The organism is Pseudoxanthomonas sp. (assembly GCF_036845285.1).
Lineage (GTDB): Bacteria > Pseudomonadota > Gammaproteobacteria > Xanthomonadales > Xanthomonadaceae > Pseudoxanthomonas_A.
Window position 1 is genome coordinate 216274 of sequence record NZ_DAIUEE010000005.1, and the last position, 16779, is coordinate 233052.

General features: G+C 62.0%; 17 protein-coding genes and 1 tRNA gene. 8 read left to right on the top strand and 10 right to left on the bottom strand.

All coding sequences use genetic code 11. The annotated features are described in order from the left end of the window. Positions 1-212 precede the first annotated feature (212 nt). From V7060_RS08560 to V7060_RS08570, 3 genes are all read left to right on the top strand, one after another. Positions 213-1598 (top strand): site-specific integrase, encoded by a 1386-nt coding sequence (locus V7060_RS08560; RefSeq protein WP_334178816.1) that lies wholly within the window; start codon positions 213-215, stop codon positions 1596-1598. Positions 1599-1654: 56 nt separating this feature from the next. After that, positions 1655-2284 carry a hypothetical protein gene (locus V7060_RS08565; protein ID WP_334178817.1) on the top strand — a complete coding sequence of 210 codons (630 nt, stop codon included), beginning with the start codon at positions 1655-1657 and terminating at the stop codon, positions 2282-2284. Positions 2285-2599: 315 nt separating this feature from the next. After that, positions 2600-4864, top strand: a complete 2265-nt coding sequence (locus V7060_RS08570; protein ID WP_334178818.1) for a phage/plasmid primase, P4 family — start codon at positions 2600-2602, stop codon at positions 4862-4864. A 3-nt stretch (positions 4865-4867) separates the two neighbouring features. On the opposite strand, the gene V7060_RS08575 is transcribed toward V7060_RS08570, so the two are convergent. Beyond that, on the bottom strand, positions 4868-5110 hold the full coding sequence (locus V7060_RS08575; protein WP_334178819.1) for a hypothetical protein: 243 nt from the start codon (positions 5108-5110) through the stop codon (positions 4868-4870). A gap of 644 nt (positions 5111-5754) precedes the next feature. On the opposite strand from V7060_RS08575, the gene V7060_RS08580 reads away from it, so the two are divergent. The 5 genes from V7060_RS08580 (at position 5755) to V7060_RS08600 (ending at position 8934) form a co-directional block, all read left to right on the top strand. Then, on the top strand, positions 5755-6507 hold the full coding sequence (locus V7060_RS08580; RefSeq protein WP_334178820.1) for a hypothetical protein: 753 nt from the start codon (positions 5755-5757) through the stop codon (positions 6505-6507). Then, a complete protein-coding gene (locus tag V7060_RS08585; protein WP_334178821.1) occupies positions 6507-6848 on the top strand; it encodes a hypothetical protein in 342 nt (113 codons plus the stop codon). Before V7060_RS08580 ends, V7060_RS08585 begins: the two co-directional genes overlap by 1 nt. A gap of 139 nt (positions 6849-6987) precedes the next feature. After that, complete coding sequence (locus tag V7060_RS08590; RefSeq protein ID WP_334178822.1) at positions 6988-7509, top strand: hypothetical protein; 522 nt, start codon at positions 6988-6990, stop codon at positions 7507-7509. Then, complete coding sequence (locus V7060_RS08595) at positions 7490-8236, top strand: phage terminase large subunit (RefSeq protein WP_334178823.1); 747 nt, start codon at positions 7490-7492, stop codon at positions 8234-8236. Before V7060_RS08590 ends, V7060_RS08595 begins: the two co-directional genes overlap by 20 nt. Before the next feature lie 11 nt (positions 8237-8247). Then, a complete protein-coding gene (locus V7060_RS08600; RefSeq protein ID WP_334178824.1) occupies positions 8248-8934 on the top strand; it encodes a hypothetical protein in 687 nt (228 codons plus the stop codon). On the opposite strand, the gene V7060_RS08605 is transcribed toward V7060_RS08600, so the two are convergent. The 9 genes from V7060_RS08605 to V7060_RS08645 all read right to left on the bottom strand — a co-directional run bounded on the left by V7060_RS08605 (position 8931) and on the right by V7060_RS08645 (position 16735). After that, positions 8931-9806, bottom strand: coding sequence for a DUF2971 domain-containing protein (locus V7060_RS08605; protein WP_334178825.1), 876 nt, complete (start codon positions 9804-9806; stop codon positions 8931-8933). The two genes, V7060_RS08600 and V7060_RS08605, sit on opposite strands and share 4 nt — an antisense overlap. Positions 9807-10469: 663 nt before the next feature. After that, the gene (locus tag V7060_RS08610) at positions 10470-11012 is read right to left on the bottom strand and encodes an ImmA/IrrE family metallo-endopeptidase (RefSeq protein WP_334178826.1); all 543 of its coding nucleotides are present in this window, start codon (positions 11010-11012) and stop codon (positions 10470-10472) included. A 10-nt stretch (positions 11013-11022) separates the two neighbouring features. Further along, a complete protein-coding gene (locus V7060_RS08615; protein WP_334178827.1) occupies positions 11023-11376 on the bottom strand; it encodes a helix-turn-helix transcriptional regulator in 354 nt (117 codons plus the stop codon). Positions 11377-11675: 299 nt separating this feature from the next. Continuing rightward, positions 11676-11761: transfer RNA gene (locus V7060_RS08620), tRNA-Leu, on the bottom strand. 61 nt (positions 11762-11822) lie between these two features. Further along, entirely contained in the window at positions 11823-12410 is a 588-nt protein-coding gene (locus V7060_RS08625) for a cysteine dioxygenase family protein (RefSeq protein ID WP_334178828.1), read from the bottom strand. A 620-nt stretch (positions 12411-13030) separates the two neighbouring features. Beyond that, positions 13031-14143, bottom strand: coding sequence for a homoserine O-acetyltransferase (locus tag V7060_RS08630; RefSeq protein WP_334178888.1), 1113 nt, complete (start codon positions 14141-14143; stop codon positions 13031-13033). A gap of 572 nt (positions 14144-14715) precedes the next feature. Further along, positions 14716-15732, bottom strand: coding sequence for a tetratricopeptide repeat protein (locus V7060_RS08635; RefSeq protein ID WP_334178829.1), 1017 nt, complete (start codon positions 15730-15732; stop codon positions 14716-14718). Further along, complete coding sequence (locus V7060_RS08640; RefSeq protein WP_334178830.1) at positions 15732-16193, bottom strand: cytochrome c-type biogenesis protein; 462 nt, start codon at positions 16191-16193, stop codon at positions 15732-15734. Before V7060_RS08640 ends, V7060_RS08635 begins: the two co-directional genes overlap by 1 nt. After that, on the bottom strand, positions 16190-16735 hold the full coding sequence (locus V7060_RS08645) for a DsbE family thiol:disulfide interchange protein (RefSeq protein WP_334178889.1): 546 nt from the start codon (positions 16733-16735) through the stop codon (positions 16190-16192). The genes V7060_RS08640 and V7060_RS08645 overlap by 4 nt, the downstream gene beginning before the upstream one ends. Positions 16736-16779: the final 44 nt, after the last annotated feature.

A 16779-nucleotide genomic window follows, 5' to 3' on the forward strand; every position in this document is an offset into this window, starting at 1 on the left:
TAAGGGCGGCGGATTTTGAGTAAGGTCGGAAGCGCTTGTAAGTCGTTGTTTTGGCGGAGCAACGTAGCCCGTAAGTGTCAGTAAACCATTGATATACTTGCGTTTATGTAGCTTCGGCGTATTGTGGCGTAGCGGCGGCAACCGGCCGCGTATCGCCCGCTACGGGCTATATACGGGCTATAGCCCGTGACTTCGCCAAGGAGCTACCGACTGTGTCTGACAACCGCATCCCGCTTACGAAGGCCGCGATAGCGGCGCTACCTTCGCCACCGAAAGGTAAGAACCGCATCTACCGCTTCAAGGACTCGGTGCCAGGTCTTGCCGTTCGCGTAACGGGCAACGGCCGTAAGCACTATCTGCTGTGCTACACGACAAAAGAACTCGACGCTCGCGGAATGCGAGTGGAGCGCCGAGTCGCGTTGGACGTTGAGTTCACCAAGGCCGATGGCGCAATGACGCGCGCCGAAGCTGCCGCCGCGAAGATGGCCGCCGAGGTAAGCAGCGGCAGCGCGCCGGAAACTCGCCGACAAGCGACTCAGCGGCTCCGCGCGGAAAAGCAGGTGGCCGAGCAGGAGATAACGGTAGGTCGCCTTATTGAGCGCTACGTCGCGGAATGGGCGCGGCCACGCAAACGCCGATGGGCCGAGGACGAGCGCAGGCTGGATAAGCATGTACGGCCAGTGTGGGGCGACCGCAAGGTAAAGGACATTCGCAGGGCGGACGTGGATGCCCTTGTCGCGCCTGTAGCCCTAGGCAACGCCGACGACGGCACCCCAGCGCGCCCAGCCGAGGCGAACCACCGGCTCGCGGTTATCCGCAAGATGTTTAGCTTCGCCGTGGACAAGGGAATTATCGAATCGCACCCCTGTCTGCGTATGAAGGCACCGGGCGGGAAGATTGCAGCCCGCGACCGCGCGCTAACCACAGCGAAGGAACTGGGCCTGCTTTGGCGGATTACCGATTCCGAAGGTCCATGGACGAAGTCGAAGCGCAAAGGGTGGTCACGATTCGTCCCGTGGGAAGCGCGAGGCCGCATGAGTCGCACCATTGCCGACGCGCTGCGGCTGGTGCTGGCAACCGGTGCGCGCGCAAACGAGGTTGCCGCGATGCCATGGTCGGAACTCGACCTAGATGCCGGCGAATGGGTTATCCCTGCGGAACGCAGCAAGAACCGGCGCGCCCATCTTCTGCCGTTGTTGCCGCCGATTGTGGCGATGCTGCGCGAACGCAAAGAGTCGGCGACGGGTGATTACGTATTCCCGGGCAAGTTCGCCCACACTTCCCACTTGAACGACAAGCATCTGAGCGAGGCGCTGGGTAATGCGTGCCGCCGACTGGCGCGGCTGGGGTTGCAGCCATTCACCACTCACGACCTGCGCCGAACAGTGGAAACGGGCATGGCTGCTGCGCGAGTGCCGAAGGAATACCGCGATAGGGTGCTGAACCACGTAGACGCAAGCGTGGGTGGGAAGCACTACAACGTCCACGACTACAAGGACGAGAAGCGCGAGGCCCTGGAAAAGTGGGCGCGACGGTTGGAGTCGATGCTAGTCCCCGAGCGTAGTAACGTCGTGGCTCTGCGCGGGGTGACGAAATGAGCGGCTTTAGATACCCAATCTTGCAAGAATGGAAGCACCGCGCTGGTCTCGACCCTATGCCTGACTACCTGCAGGGAGTGGACGAAGTTCCGGACGGGGAGTACGAGGCGGAATACATTGACCCTCGATACTATTCTCCATTCGCGATTCGCTGGGCGGAAAAAGCTCACGAGTACATCCGTGATGGCTACCACTTGAAGCCGGAGGATGGCGAACTGCTATGTAGGATCGATGCCGTGAGGGCGTGCGTATTGCCTCCTTACATGAAAGCCAGTGAGCTTCAGCCGTCAAAAACTGCATTGAGACAAATCCGCACCGCAGATGAGTGCAGAGAAATGTGGCACGCGATGTGGGAGGAATGGGAGCGCCGTTACCAGAAATGGCTCGGTGAACAATCGAGGAAATGGTGGGCCAAGAACCGCGACGCGAAACCCGGAGCCTTTTCCCCGTACTCGCGTTATACCGAAGGTGACCCAATAGATGACGACTTCGATCTGACGCCGCTACGTGCGTATAAGGATATGCGGATGCGAGAAGCTGGGATGTCGGACGACGCCGTAGATAAAGAGATTGTCCGCTTGGAGGATCAGCATGAGGCGGTCTTCGGCATGAAGGCTACTCTAAGGTGGAAGGCCTCTGTGCGTCGCGAAGATCCTCCTGATGACGAGGATGAGGAAGGCGACTAGCCCTTGGTACGCTTTAGGCGTTTGTTTCGTACCGCTACACGGTGTTGCACTGGCCCCCACGCACTTACCCGTGGGGGTTTTCGTTATGCAAGGCCAAGCAGAAAGCATTCTTGAGGGGTTGCTCACCCTCGACCAGACCGCCCAAGAACTAGGCATCCACGTCGTTACGCTGAAGCGATGGAAGGCGCTAGGCCAAGGTCCCGCGCCGCGCCAGCTGGGCGTCCGCTGGTACTACTCCCGGCAGGAATGGCGCGACTACATTCTGAAGAACGGAATGCCCGGTCGGACCAAGAAGCGCAGCCCGAGGGGTGAGTAATGGGCAGGTGCCCGAGCTGGAAGGCGGGGAAGCTCCGCACCCTCGTAAAGAACATTCCGTCCGAACTCCGCAAGCTGCCTCAGTGGGTTTGCGCTGCTAACGACGGCGCACCGGTCAACCCGCGCACTGGCGCACACGCCAAGAGCAACGACCCCAGCACCTGGGGAACGATTGAGCAGGCCTCCGAAGCCTGCGAGAAGTATGGACATGCTTACGTGGCGCTCGCGCTGACAAGCTCGGATCCGTATGCCATTGTCGATTTGGATAACAAGGCAGACAAGCCTGCGGACGCCAATACGCTGAGCATGTTCTCCGACATCATCGAAGGGTTGGATAGCTACACCGAGCGCAGTCGCAGCGGTCGCGGTACCCATATCGTCGTCAAGTCGGAACTCGGCGCTCCGCTTAAAACTGCGCACGTGGAAATCTACGGCCACGCGCACTTTATGACCTTCACCGGCGATGTGGATGGTAAGCCGAAGAAGATCGCCGAGCGCTCAAGCGAGGTCGCAAGCATCGCGGCGACGCTGCGGCCGGCGAAGCCCATGCAGAGCAGGTCGATTTCGACGCAGGATGCTGAGGAGCCGGATAACGTCGTCCTGGAGCGTGCCGGCGAAAATGTGTCCAACGGCGATAAGTTTCTGGCTTTGCATCGTGGCGACTGGGGCGCTGCGGGGTATCCCTCGCAATCCGAAGCGGACTTTGCCTACGTCGGCATGTTGTGGGATGCCAGCGGAAACCTGTCGCAAGTCGAACGCCTGTGGCTGGAATCGCAACTCGCCCAGCGGGAAAAGGGCCAGCGCCTCGACTATATCGCTGGAATGCTCGCCAAGGTATCGCTGTCCCCGCCGAGGATGCTGCTAGACGATGGTCCCGCATCCATGTTCAGCGACACGGCAAACGGGCATAGGCTCGTCAGACACTTCGGTGGCTCGCTTCTCTTTGCCCCCGGTATCGGTTGGCATGCGTGGGATGGTGCTCGCTGGAAGGCTGATGCCTTGGAAGCCCGCCGACTTACCAGCAAGTTGGGCCGGGTGATCCTCGCCGAAGCCGGCGCGATGATGCAGCACGCGGCGACGCTGACCAACCGGGACGCATCCGATCGCGAGCAGGAACAGGCCGAGAGGTTGTTCAAGTTCGCTGGCCAAGCCGAAAACGTGAACAAGATCGAAGCCGCCCTAAAGGCCGCCGAACCCCTGTTGCGGACCGAACCGGACGCCCTAGATGCCGACCCGTGGGCGCTGGGCTGCCCCAACGGCGTGGTAAACCTGCGTGTAGGCAAGCTGGTGCCATCCGAGTCATCGCTTTACATCACTAAATCGACGGGAATCGAGTTCGATCCGGCTGCTACTGCGCCGACGTGGAACGCATTCCTCAAGCGAATCTTTCGCGGCAACCCCGACCTGATTCCTTTCGTGCAGCAGTTGGCCGGGTACTGGCTTACGGGGCTTACCGACCCTCCGTTCCTCAGCGTGCTCTATGGCGTGGGTGCCAACGGCAAGTCCACGCTCGTTTCGGCGCTGACGTACGCCATGGGTGAATACGCGATGGCTGCGCCACCGGGGTTGCTCATGTCGAAGTACGGCGAGCGCCATCCAACGGAACTCGCCGCGCTACAGGGCAAGCGCTTCGTTGTCGCCGCCGAAACCAGCGAGGGGGGCCGGCTGGACGAGGAACGAATCAAGGCCCTCACAGGTTCTGACCCGATTACAGCGCGACGCATGCGTGAGGACTTCTACACCTTCGCGCCGTCGCACAGCTTCGCCCTGATGACGAATCACAAGCCCATCGTGCGTGGCGTGGACGAAGGCATCTGGCGTCGCCTGCTGCTGGTGCCATTCAACGAGGTTATTCCCGACGAGGAACGCGATACTGCCCTCACCGAAAAGCTGCGGGCCGAGGCACCGGGTATTCTGCGCTGGGCCGTGGAAGGTGCCCGCCTGTTCCACGCGAACAATCGAAAGCTGACGCTGCCGAAAGTCGTAGCCGATGCGACCAAGGAATACCGCACCGAGAGCGACGTTCTCGGCGAGTTTCTTTCGGACGAGTGCGAGCATGGCAAGCTCCACACGGTTGCCGCATCGATCCTCTATACCCGGTACGTGGACTGGTGCGCCGAGAACGGCGAACGTGCAATGTCGAAGAAGGCGCTGGGCCTGCGCCTCCAGGGCGACGGCTACAGGCCCGCCAAGGACCGGCGCGGAAACCGGTCGTGGCAGGGTCTGCGGCTGCGCGGTGCAGGAAGCATGAAGGGGCAGGCGTAGGGGTCAACCTACGCTTGTTCCACAATCGCCGCATTCGACCGGGGGCAGGCTGTCACGGCGGCTATCCGGGCCGAGAATAAAGCCCTTCGATAGCGTGGAAACCTGCGGGTCGATCATCCCGCCTGCGTGCATAGGGTTCTCGTTTTCGGTCCATGCGAGCGTTCCCTCTTTGCCGCAGGTGTTGCATCGCAGGTCTTTGGTTTGCCGTTCGCGTTTCGCCATGGTGTTCAATTCCGGATACTTCATCCGGTATGGGGCCAAACAGAATTGTTGTCAAACGCCTTGTGACCTGGCTCCCCTGTGCATAACTTTCGGGTAGGCCGTGCCTGTGGGTAACTTGCCAGTTACGCGGCCGCGCCAGTGGCCGCAGGCGGCCCGTGCAGGGCTGGCGGATGGGGTAGTACCGGGCACCGGGTGGGCGTGGCTTACAGATCCGGTAGCGGCGGTTTTTCGGATGGTGTACCCGGTGCTCCGTGCCCTGTGTGGCGGCCTACACCATCGATGACGGCGTATGACGGCGCGTTCTGGCGTTTTTGTAATAGCCAGTAGCTACTTAGTTGTTTCGCGTGCGTACCCCAAAACAGCATTAATGCGCCGTCATACGCCTTCATTTCTGCACTGTCGTGTGGCGAGCCGATCACACATCCTCCGGACGAGAACGCGTTACTCGCCCCGGAGAACGGAGCCGCATTGATTACGCGCCTTACGTGTTAACCCCTGCGTACTCCGGTACCGCCGGAGTTTCGGGGCATCGTTGATAGCTGTAGCCCGTGGGTAGCCCGTGCAGCGCATCGCGGCGCGTTTTCGCGGCTGGTACGCCAAAGCCGATGGCTTCGTACCGAAGTGTGGCCCGAGCATCGGGGTACCTACCCCAGCCCGGAGGGCTACTCATGCCGAACATCGACCCTGCCGTACAGGCCGCAGCCGACCGCGCTGTGCGCCGCGCCCATGCACAAGCTACCCAGCCGGAGCCGCAGCGCACCGTGCTCTCCGAAGCTCTGCTAGAGGAACGCTGCTGCGACCATGGGCCGGAAAGCCCGGAGGACCCGGCACTGAGGGCAGGAAGATCAGTGCGGGCTGGCTCGAAAAATTCTGCGTCAAAAATTCAAACTGACGTACGGAGAACGAGGCAAAACCCAACCGAGAATGCAGCACGGCTTGAAATTGCTGCCGGTGAACTTGCCCGAAATGCTGCACAAACTCAGCTCGCCAAGATCGATGAAACCATCGAACTTTTCGACAGACGTATTCGCGAGTTGGACGCGGAAGTCGATTCGCTCCTGCAGCCGCCGTCGAACGAGTTCCGTGCTCTGGCTCCCGAGATTCGCAGCTACCTGCGTGGACTTTCGGAGCGTGACCGGGACGACCTGCTTTCCAAGACTACCAGTAAAGATTACTACGCACTGATGTATGCGGTGGCGAGCGCGCCCGCGTGGATGAGCGGTGTCGCCGAAGGCCAGAAAATGGACATCACCACGACGATTCTCGCTCTGAAGCGGCCGCAGTTGTTGTCGATGCCGAAGGCGTACAAGCGGGAGCGCGAACTACTGGCGCGATGCCGGGCCGGCTTTGAAGAATCGATCAACGAAATGGTCGATTTTGAGGCCGTGGATGCGCTGCGCTCGCTGGCAGGGGGTGCGTGATGAGTCGGTACAACGAGGTGAAGCACCTTCTGCCGCCGAGGGTACAGCAAGCGTTGGAGAACGCACAGCAAGACACAACGCGGGAACGCCTGAACGGATTCTGCTACCAGCTCCGAATGCATGAGCGCGACGTACGCATCCTGCGCGACAAGGTGGACGCCAGAGTCGACCGCCGTAGGCACGAGTATGCAATGCGTGGGCTGACCCCGGACCATCGGGGCTTCGTGACACCCACCATGCGCCAGGAACTGGAGCTTCTTCACAAATTGGAGTGCGGAATCGGCGCGGCAGTCGAGGAATACAAGGTCCTCAAAGCCAAGGTGGAAGGCCATGGGTCTTAAAGGAATCCGCTGCACGGTGTGCGACCACGCCGACCGCGCGAGCATAGAACTGGGAGTCGCCAACAAGGTTCCTGCGCGAGTGCTCGCCAAACGGTACGGCGTGCATCACGACGCTGTGTGGCGACACGCAAAGAATCACATGAGGCCCGAATTGCATGCGCAGCTAATGACGCGTGGTCGCATGACGCCCGTTGAGCTGGAAAACCTGCGGGTCACCGAGTCCGAGGGCGTGCTACAGCATCTCGTGGCGGTGCGCGCTCGCATGTACAGCCTGATGGACGTCGCCGAGCAGCAGGACGACTACAAGGCCGCCGCCGCCATCGGCGAGCGAATCGTGAAGAACTTGGAGACTACGGCGAAGCTGCTAGGCGACCTGAAAACCGGAACCGTCAACGTCACCAACAACCTCCTAGTGATGCCGGAGTTCCATGCGCTGCGCACGACAATCATGCAGGCGTTGCGTGGTCACCCCGATGCACGGGCCGATGTTGTGGCGGCGCTGCAACACTTCCAGTCGGCCGACTTGCCGAACGTGGAGAGCGAGCAGGAGCGCGAAGCGGCGGAACCCGCACTGGCGAAGGCACGCGAGGTCACCCGGCGCAGTCGCGCCAAGCGCCAGGTGATCGAAGGGGAGGCGACCCGTGTCCGCACTGGCTCGTGACCTCTCCCGAATGCTCGACCCCGCCAGCATCATGGCGGACGCTGGTATGCCTGCCGACCCGTGGCAGCGAGATGTGCTGAACAGCGACGCGCGGCGGATGCTGTTGTTGTGTTCGAGGCAAAGCGGGAAAAGCACAACGTGCGCCTCGCTAGCAGTGAATCAGGCCATCTATGACCCGGGCCTCGTGCTGCTCATCGCGCCGGCCCAGCGGCAGAGCGCTGAGTTGTTCCGCAAGGTCAACGAGGTTTACCGGGCGCTGCCGAACGTGCCCCGTATCGTGCAGGAAAGCGCCATGCGCATGGAACTGGCGAATGGTAGCCGCATCATCGCGTTGCCCGGTACCGAGGGCACTATCCGAGGCTACAGCGGTGCCAAGACCGTGATCGTGGACGAGGCATCGCGGGTGGACGACGCACTCTTCGCCGCCGTGCGCCCGATGCTGGCGACGACCAATGGCCGCTTCGTTGCTCTGACCACGCCGTATGGCAAGCGCGGATGGTTCTACGAGTCGTGGGCCTTCGGCGAGGGCTGGCACCGCACGCAGGTAACCGCGCACGACTGCCCGCGCATCGATGCCGGCTGGCTGGCTGACGAGAAGCGGTTGATCGGCGACTGGCAGTTCCGGCAGGAGTATCTCTGCGAGTTTGTCGATACGGACGAACAGTTCTTTTCCAGCGAGCTTATCGAAGCCGCTATCAGCCACGAGGTAGACCCGTTGTGGAGCTAGAAACTCATTCCATGTTCGACACGAAGCATCCCCGATTGAAAGGTCCGATCACGCTGCTACATAAGCGAAGCTACGCAGTCGGCATCGACGTAGGACAGGCGCATGATCCGACCGCTATCTGCGTTGCCGCGAAGATCGTCACTACCCCCACGAATCCGACGTTCGCCGAGTTGAACCCGTATCCGCAGCCGCGTTACGAAGTTGCGCATCTCGAAAGGCTCCGGCTCGGAATGCCATACCCGCAGCAGGTGGATCAACTGGAGGCGCTGCTGGGCCGCAGCCCGCTAAACCGCCTACAGCCTCGCGTGCTGGTCGATTACACGGGCGTCGGTCGCCCAGTGTTCGACATGTTCGCTGGCCGCAGGCTGCTGCGCATGGCGCAGGGCGTGGTGATTACTGGCGGGCGCGAGGTTTCGGGCAACCGGGCAGGGTGGTCGGTGCCGAAAGGGGAGCTGGTGTCGAAGCTACAAGCCCTGCTGCACTCGGGCGACCTTCGCATCGCCGCCAGCTTGCCCGATGCGGCTGTACTGGCCCGTGAACTGCAGGACTTTCGTGTGCGTTTCACCGAGGCCGGCAACGCGACTTTCAACGCCCGCGAAGGGGCGCACGACGACCTTGTTCTGGCCTTGGCTCTGGCCGTGTTCGGCCTGTCCCGCCCTGACCCCGTGGACGCCGTCCGGGTCGAGTGGGCGCGTTAGACGTCCTGCAAGACTAGATGACCTGTGCGGTGATCAGCCACGATCTGTTTGCATTTGACATGTGAGAACTCAGGGTTATCTGCAAGTCGTTTATGCACTTTCGCCTTGAACTCGTCTTTTGCTCGCTCACCAAAGATTACACTTTTGACCGCGTCAGCAGGAAAGTCGAACAATTCTTCCGCAATGCTGGATTCGCTTGTTACATCGGGGAGAGGAACGAGCATGCGCCATTCTTTTTCTTCCGCGTACTGAGACGATTTCGTGCAAAAAACTTTCGTTCCGTCCAGATCGCTAAGTGTCTTGTGAATTGGGAGTTGTTCGTAGTAGGTGACCTCTCGCAGGTGGAAGAACTCATCCTTCTCGGTTCTGCGTCTATTGAAATAGGGGTGCGTCTCATCGAACTCGACCGCGTAGCCGCAGTGCGATGCAGCATAGTGTGTCCACATGTAAGTGCTATCGGGTGCAGTCGTAAGGCTTAGAATTCCAACTCGCTCTAGATGCTTATGAATTTCGTCTCTAAGTTGTGCGGTGTATCTCGGTAGTTCAGAGGAAAATTTGTCCAATAATCCTTGAATGCTTCCTTCAAATTCAGTTCTATTGTTAGCAATCGTGTCATGCATGAACTGCATAAATGCAGCTTTTGGAATCTTTGATGTTAGTTCCTTCGGTAGCTTGTCGTAGACCTGTTCGAGGGCTTCACCTATGTTGAATTTTTCATAGAATTTCTGAGCAATCTCGTCGTCTGTAGCAATCGCTTCGATGTATGGTTTTAACTCGAATGGATCGTTCAAGCCGCTGGGGCGGGTGAAGCGCAACTTAAGATTTCCGATGACTATGCTGTCGTCGTGCGGAAGATATTTGTACAGAGGCATTGAAAGCTCCAAAAAGATGGGGCGACTTTCGCCGCCCCATCACCTACTGGTTACTTCTTGCCGCGTGCCTGGGATAGCGCGCTACCCGCCGCCGTCTTGGACGCTGCAGACGTACGGCCATCGCGAAGCACCTGCGATGCTGCGGTAGCAGCCTTTGGCGAGGTGGATTCACCTCGGGTGCGGCTCTGGGTCAGCGCACTACCGGCCGCCGCCTTTGATGCCTTTCCCGTGCTCGGTGAGTTCAGGACATGTGATGCAGCTTTGGCCGCTTTCGGCCCGGTCATCTTGGACATAGATAATTCTCCATACAGTTTAGAGAGGGGTGGCAGGCGAACCCGCCACCCCGTTTGGTTACGCGCGGACCAGAAAGCACCACGCTTCATAGCCATAGTCGTGAGCGTCCAGATAGCGATCTTTCGACCCCTTGACGCGACGATGCCGGCAGCACACCCACTTCCAGCCCGGTGGGGCTGGTTTATTGCTCGTTGACTGGGTCAACGTACTGCTCCTTTTGGAGCACATATGCTTGTCAGTGGGGTGCCTGACCCTGTATGGTGTCGGCTTAAGGTTGTTGTACCCACTGAATAAGCAGCGGCGCTAGCTCCATTTCACGCCGTTTACGAAGGCGAGCCGTCCATGGTTCGCCTTTTTCTTTGCCCTTTACTACAAGAGGCCGCCCTTTTGGAGCAGCCTCGTGTGCGTCATAGCTGCATCGACGGTGACACCGCATTCTTCAACCACGGTGAAAACATCCTGCGTGCGCTTCAGGTAATCATGCGGCATTAGCAGTGCTCCCGCGAAAGTGTTTGCCTGCCACTCGGCACTCTTGTAAGGCGGAATATTCTCGGCCAAGCGCATGTTCCTTTGATAAGCCTGATTTGCATGCAGCAGCAGATGGCCTAGCTCGTGGGCCAACGTAAAACGGTCACGCCCTTTACCTCGGTACACGCCCTCGTAAACATCTTCCCTGAGGCGTATCTCCTTGCGGTCTGTGTAGGTCAGCCCATGGTCCGCTCCCATTTCTGTCATGTCGCCTATCGTTAAAGCGAAGTCTTCCATGCCTTGCACCTTGGGAAGAACGATTTCAACGACTTCCAGAATGGGAAAGTAAGGCGCATGGATGCGCAGGGTGTTTCGGATGTCGGCGGCTAACTGCATCAGGGCTTGCCTGCTGGTAGGGCTGACTTCGTAATCGATCCTGCTCATCCTTTACCTCTTACGCTTGCTGCTTCAGTGGTTCGAGAATCCGCCTAATTTCTTCGTCTGACATTGACTCAAAGCTGCGTGCAAACGCGACGGCCAGTTCCCTCGTGGCCTCCGACCTTGTGTCAATTTTTAAAGCTACTTCCTTTACCTGCGCATCGGCTGCCTGTTGAAGTTCCAATCGTTCCTGCGACGAGAGATTCATCGCTGATGCAATTTTCCCTACTAGATCTCCAGGTACCGATTTGCCTCTTTCAAGGGCTGAAAGGAACGCGGCGCTGACGCCTATGTCATTCCCCAGTTGCCCTAACGTTCGTGAGTGATCTATCCGCAGCTTCCTTAAGGTTTTTCCAAATTTGCTCAACATACGGAACCTCGCGTCGTGTTCATGGCCTGAACGCTGTCGCGCGATTCTGTTTCTTCTTCTCTTTGTTCACGGGATGGTTGTATGGCTTGACGGTGACCATAGTTGCGGCTCCTCTGTGGTTGTCGAGTTAAACCTCGACGGTTGAACTATGACACGTAGTTCTCGTCGTGGGAAGCCCTGCAGGTTGCGCGTAGCGTTGAGGAGTAGTTTGTAGCCCTCGCGACGGGCTATGCACGGGCTACAGGTGGTGCGGGCAAAACAAAAGGGCTAGGCCGCGAAGCCTAACCCTTTGTTTTTACTGGTGCCGAAGGTGGGACTCGAACCCACACGCTTTTAAGGGCGGCGGATTTTGAGTCCGCTGCGTCTACCATTCCGCCACTTCGGCGCGGACGCGGAGTATAGCCGAGGCGCGACCCCGGCCGACAGGGGCGCGGACCTGCAGTGCCTCAGTTGACCTGGTCCGTGCCCAGCAGGCGCTCGCCGCGGCGCTGCCAGCCGTTCGTGCCGGCCTCTTCCTCCGGCGTGAAGATCCCGCAGCGGACCATCGTGCGCTGGTAGACGTGCAGGCTGACCGCGATCGCCTTGTCGCTCGGATTGCGGATGGTGTGGTACTCGTGCGGCGGGATCAGGCTGCCGGCCGAGCCGGTGCCGGCTTCGATCGTGCCCGCCGGGATGAAGCGGTACCGCACGTCGTCGTGTTCGGCCAGTTCGTACTGGGTGATCTCCAGACGCCCGCGCCACACGCCTTCCACGCACCACATGCCCGAATGGTCGTGGATCTTCGTACCCTGGCCAGGCCCCCATGTCATCGCGATCACGCTGTAGCCGTGCTCCGGACTGGTGTACAGCTCGCGGCGCGCGTAGTGGTCGGAGATCGGGTCCAGTACGCACGAGGGCAGGCTGACGTCCTCGTCGCAGATCAGTTCGCACAGCGTCTTGCGCAGCGCATCGGTGACGGTACGGTCGTCGCCCAGGGTGACGGCGGCGTCCAGCGAGGCGATCAGTTTGTCGGCGCCAGGAAAATCGAGGGTCATGGCACGGCCCGCTTGAGAATGTGCGGCCATTTTAGCCGGCTGGGCCGGGGAGGGCGTCTTGCGGTGCGGGATGGGGGTCGCCATAGCCCCTCTCCCTCCGGGAGAGGGGTTGGGGTGAGGGTCCATCGAAGTGGTGGAGGTTCGGCGGCACGCACACCCTCATCCGGCGCTGCGCGCCACCTTCTCCCGGGGGGAGAAGGGACCGTAGCGTGCGCTGTGCGCACGACGCGCGGTGTTGGGTTCATAGGTCGTGCGCATGGCGCACGCTACGTCTGTCGATGGGGATGGTGAGCCCCTCTCCCGTCGGGAGAGGGGTTGGGGTGAGGGGCCGTCGAAGTGGTGGAGATTCGGCGGCTCGCACACCCTCATCCGGCGCTGCGCGCCACCTTCTCCCGGGGGGAGAAGGGACCGTAGCGTGCGCTGTGCGCACGACGCGCGGTGTCGGGTTCATAGGTCGTGCGCATGGCGCACGCTACGTCTGTCGATGGAGATGGTGAGCCTCTCCCGTCGGGAGAGGGGTTGGGGTGAGGGTCCGTCGAAGTGGTGGAGGTTCGGCGGCACGCACACCCTCATCCGGCGCTGCGCGCCACCTTCTCCCGGAGGGAGAAGGGAAAAGCGAGTCAGATCGAACCCAGGAACTCCGCCACCGCCGGCCCGAAGCGCTCGAAATCCACCAGGAAGGCATCGTGGCCCTGCGGCGACTCCAGCGGCAGGAACTCCGCCTGCGCCCCGCCGGCCGCCAGTCCCTCGGCGATCTGCTGCTGCTGTTGCAGCGGGAACAGGATGTCGGTGGTGGCGCCGATCGCCAGCGCCCGCTGCACGCGGATCTTCGCCAGCCCCGTTGCCACATCGCCATCGGCGTACTCAGCGAGATCGAACCAGTCCATCGATCGGCTAAGGTACAGATAGCAGTTGGGATCGAAGCGGCGCACGAAGCGGCGCGCATGGCCTTCCAGATAGCTTTCCACCTGGAACTCCAGCCCGAACGGTTCCTCGTCCGGCCGGTCCGATTCAAGCCGCACGCGACCGAAGCGGCCGTCCCATTCCAGCGCCGAGCGGTAGGTGATCACGCCCAGCTTGCGCGCCATGCGCATGCCGGATTCGGGGTACGTATCGTCGTCGTACTGGCCGCCATTCCAGTTGGGATCCAGCCGGATCGCCTCGCGCTGCAACGAGCGGATCGCGATGGAGAACGGCAGCGCCTGCGCGCTGCCCGAGATGTTGATATGCGTGCGCGCCGCGCCCGGATGCAGCAGCAGGTAGGCCAGCGCCGTCATCCCGCCCATTGAATTGCCGATGATGCAGGCCAGCTGTTCGATGCCGAGCGCACGCACCACGTCGAATGCCGCGTTGGCGCCGTCTTCCACCGACAGCTCGGGGAAATCGAGGCGGTACAGCGCGCCGGTATCCGGATTGACCGAAGCCGGGCCGGTGGAACCCTTGCAGCTGCCCAGCGAATTCACGCAGACCACGAACCAGCGGTCGGTGTCGATCGGCTTGCCCGGACCGAGCATCGCCTCCCACCAGCCCTCGGCCTCATTGCCCGGATTGCGCGCCGCATGCGCATCCGGCGACAGCCCGGTGACGATCAGCACCGCGTTGTCGCGGCGTGCGTTCAACGTGCCCCAGGTTTCGTAGGCCATCCGCGCCCCATGCAGCGCGCCGCCGCGCTTCATGCGGAATGGCGAGGGCAGGGGGTGGAAGCGGGTGCCGGGAGGGATGAATTCGGTCATCGCGGCAGTGTAGGCAATGCGGCGGGGCGATGCCATTTCGCGGGTGCATCGTGGTGTTGCACGTGTGCGCGAAGAGCCATCGCTTTCCCTCTCCCTCTCCCTCTCCCTCTCCCTCTCCCTGCGTCAGCGGGGAGAGGGTGCCCGGAGGGCGGGTGAGGGGCGAACGGAGTGGGAATGCTGGTGGTGCGGTCTGCGCTCAACGTGCGTCTGCGAGCAGGCATGAAGGGTTCCGCGCGAAGAGCGCCCCTCATCCGCCTTCGGCACCTTCTCCCCGCAGGCGGGGAGAAGGGAACAGATAGCATCAGCGTGGGGGAGCGCGGCGTGTCCGAGTCCGGCAATGTGCTGCTCGCGTCCCCTCTCCCTGCGCAGCGGGGAGAGGGTGCCTGGAGAGCCTGCCCCGTACTTGATACGGGGGTGGGTGAGGGGCGAGCGGAGACTGAGGCGTTACGTACTGATCAGTCGTCAACGCGCGTCTGCGAGCAGGCATGAAGGGTTCCGCGCGAAGAGCGCCCCTCATCCGCCTTCGGCAGCCTCTCCCCGCAGGCGGGGAGAAGGGAACGACGCAAAGCGCTTTACGGCACCACGTGATCGATCGTCAGCGTGTAGGTGTTGCCGGCCTTGACGTCGGCGGTGACGGCGGTGGCTTCCAGGTCGCCGGACTGTGCGGCCGGGCCATTGCCCTTGGCGATGCGGGCGACCAGGTGCACCTGCGGCAGCTGCGAGAGCTTCAGCGTCGGCATCGGGCTGTCGCTGTCGCCGAGCGGGACGGTCACCGGGAAGGCGGACACCGGCAGGCGCTTGGCGGCGACCGGCATCGGTGGGCCACCCAGTTGGCGGGCGAACACGAACAACGTGTCGCCCGGTGCCAGCTTCTCCTTCAGCGCGGGCGCCAGCTCCACGGTCACCGTGAGCAGTGCAGGCGCTGCATCGGCGGCCGGCGCGGGCGCCGTCTCCGCCAGCGGCGGCAGGCCGGCTTCGGCGCGTGCTTCGTTGATCTGCGTGCGCAGGGTGGCGGCGGTGGCGGGATCGACCTTGGCGAGCAGCGGCTCCCAGGTCTTCGCCGCTTCCGCGTGCTTGCCTTCCTGGCGCTGCGCGAGGCCGACGAACCACAGTGCGCGCTGGTGGCCGGGATTGATCGCGATGGCCTTGTCCAGCAGCGCGATCGCTTCCGCGTCGAGCTTGCGCTCCGCGTTGTTGAACAGCCGCGCCTGCGCTGCTTCGACCAGCAGGTCGGCGTCGGTCGGCAGCAGTTGCACCGCGCGCTCGAACGCTTTCTGTGCATCGCCGTAGCGCTGCAGGGCGGCGTAGGACTTGCCCAGCAGGCGCCAGCCTTCGGGTTCGTTCGGCTGCTTCTCCAGTTCCGCTTCCAGTTGCGCGACCGCGTCGTCCAGCGTGGCGGGCATGGTGGCCGTGGCCTGCGGTTCCAGCGCGGCAGGCGTGCCCACCGCGCGGTACAGCGCGAACGTGGCGATGCCGAGCGTCGCCACGCCGGCCAGCACCAGCCCGCGCGCGTCGCGCCACAGCGGCCACAGCACTGCCAGCAGTACCGCGAGGGACAGCACGATGGCGAGGATCACGAAGGTGGTCATCACCACTCCTGGTCGTTGTCGTCGATGGCGGGGGCCGGCTGTTTCGCACGCCTGGCCACGATGCGACCCACCCAGATGCCGCCGGCGAGCAGCAGGAACAGCGGGCCGAACCAGAGGATGTAGGTGCCGGGCGCGACCTCGGGCTTGTACAGCACGAACTCGCCGTAGCGGTCGACCAGGAACTGCTTCACCTGCGCGTCGTTCTTGCCCTGGCGCATCAGGTCAAGCACCTCGCGGCGCAGGTCGTGCGCGATCTGCGCATTGGAATCGGCCAGCGACTGGTTCTGGCACATCACGCAGCGCAGTTCGGCGGTGAGCGTGTGGAAGCGAGCCTCTTCGGCCGCATCATGGAACTGCAGCGGGGTGGGATCGCTGGCCTGGGCGAAGGCAGTGAGCGTGCAGAGCGCCAGCAGCAGCGCGAGCACGCAGCGTAGAGCCGAGGCGACAGGCAGCGCGCTCATCGGCCGGCTTCGATCTTGTCCAGCGCGGGAATCAGCTGGTGGTCGATGATCGCCTGGTCGATCGCGCCGACATGCTTCCAGCGGATCACGCCATTGCCGTCGACGAGGAAGGTTTCCGGCGCACCGTAGATGCCCCAGTCGATCGCGGTGCGGCCTTCGAGGTCGGCGACCACCATCATGTACGGGTTGCCGAACTGTTCCAGCCAGCGCAGCGCGTCCTCGCGTTCGTCCTTGAGGTTGTAGCCGATGAAGCGCACGCGCTTGGTCAGCGCGAACTTCGTGAGGATCGGATGCTCGACGCGGCATTCCGGGCACCAGCTGCCCCATACGTTCATCACGTAGGGCTGGCCGGCGAGTTTTTCGTTGGTGACGCGCCTGGACGGGTCGTGCAGCAGGGGCAGGTCGAACGCAGGCGCGGGCTTGCCGATCAGCGGCGAAGGCAGCGCGTCGCGGCCGGCGCGGTCGGACTGCGACACGCCGTAGTACAGCAGGCCCATCAGGCCGACGAAGAACAGGCCGATGATGACCAGCGCGAACGTCATCGCACCGCGCGAACGCGGCGGCGAGGGCGGGAGTTCGGAAGCGT

Excerpts from the sequence above, each read along its gene's own strand:
- V7060_RS08565 (WP_334178817.1), top strand. The coding sequence starts at position 1,655 with ATGCCTGACTACCTGCAGGGAGTGGACGAAGTTCCGGACGGGGAGTAC.
- V7060_RS08570 (WP_334178818.1), top strand. The coding sequence starts at position 2,600 with ATGGGCAGGTGCCCGAGCTGGAAGGCGGGGAAGCTCCGCACCCTCGTA.
- V7060_RS08575 (WP_334178819.1), bottom strand. The coding sequence starts at position 5,110 with ATGAAGTATCCGGAATTGAACACCATGGCGAAACGCGAACGGCAAACC.
- V7060_RS08580 (WP_334178820.1), top strand. The coding sequence starts at position 5,755 with ATGCCGAACATCGACCCTGCCGTACAGGCCGCAGCCGACCGCGCTGTG.
- V7060_RS08585 (WP_334178821.1), top strand. The coding sequence starts at position 6,507 with ATGAGTCGGTACAACGAGGTGAAGCACCTTCTGCCGCCGAGGGTACAG.
- V7060_RS08590 (WP_334178822.1), top strand. The coding sequence starts at position 6,988 with ATGAGGCCCGAATTGCATGCGCAGCTAATGACGCGTGGTCGCATGACG.
- V7060_RS08600 (WP_334178824.1), top strand. The coding sequence starts at position 8,248 with ATGTTCGACACGAAGCATCCCCGATTGAAAGGTCCGATCACGCTGCTA.
- V7060_RS08605 (WP_334178825.1), bottom strand. The coding sequence starts at position 9,806 with ATGCCTCTGTACAAATATCTTCCGCACGACGACAGCATAGTCATCGGA.
- V7060_RS08610 (WP_334178826.1), bottom strand. The coding sequence starts at position 11,012 with ATGAGCAGGATCGATTACGAAGTCAGCCCTACCAGCAGGCAAGCCCTG.
- V7060_RS08615 (WP_334178827.1), bottom strand. The coding sequence starts at position 11,376 with ATGTTGAGCAAATTTGGAAAAACCTTAAGGAAGCTGCGGATAGATCAC.
- V7060_RS08625 (WP_334178828.1), bottom strand. The coding sequence starts at position 12,410 with ATGACCCTCGATTTTCCTGGCGCCGACAAACTGATCGCCTCGCTGGAC.
- V7060_RS08630 (WP_334178888.1), bottom strand. The coding sequence starts at position 14,143 with ATGACCGAATTCATCCCTCCCGGCACCCGCTTCCACCCCCTGCCCTCG.
- V7060_RS08635 (WP_334178829.1), bottom strand. The coding sequence starts at position 15,732 with ATGACCACCTTCGTGATCCTCGCCATCGTGCTGTCCCTCGCGGTACTG.
- V7060_RS08640 (WP_334178830.1), bottom strand. The coding sequence starts at position 16,193 with ATGAGCGCGCTGCCTGTCGCCTCGGCTCTACGCTGCGTGCTCGCGCTG.
- V7060_RS08645 (WP_334178889.1), bottom strand. The coding sequence starts at position 16,735 with ATGACGTTCGCGCTGGTCATCATCGGCCTGTTCTTCGTCGGCCTGATG.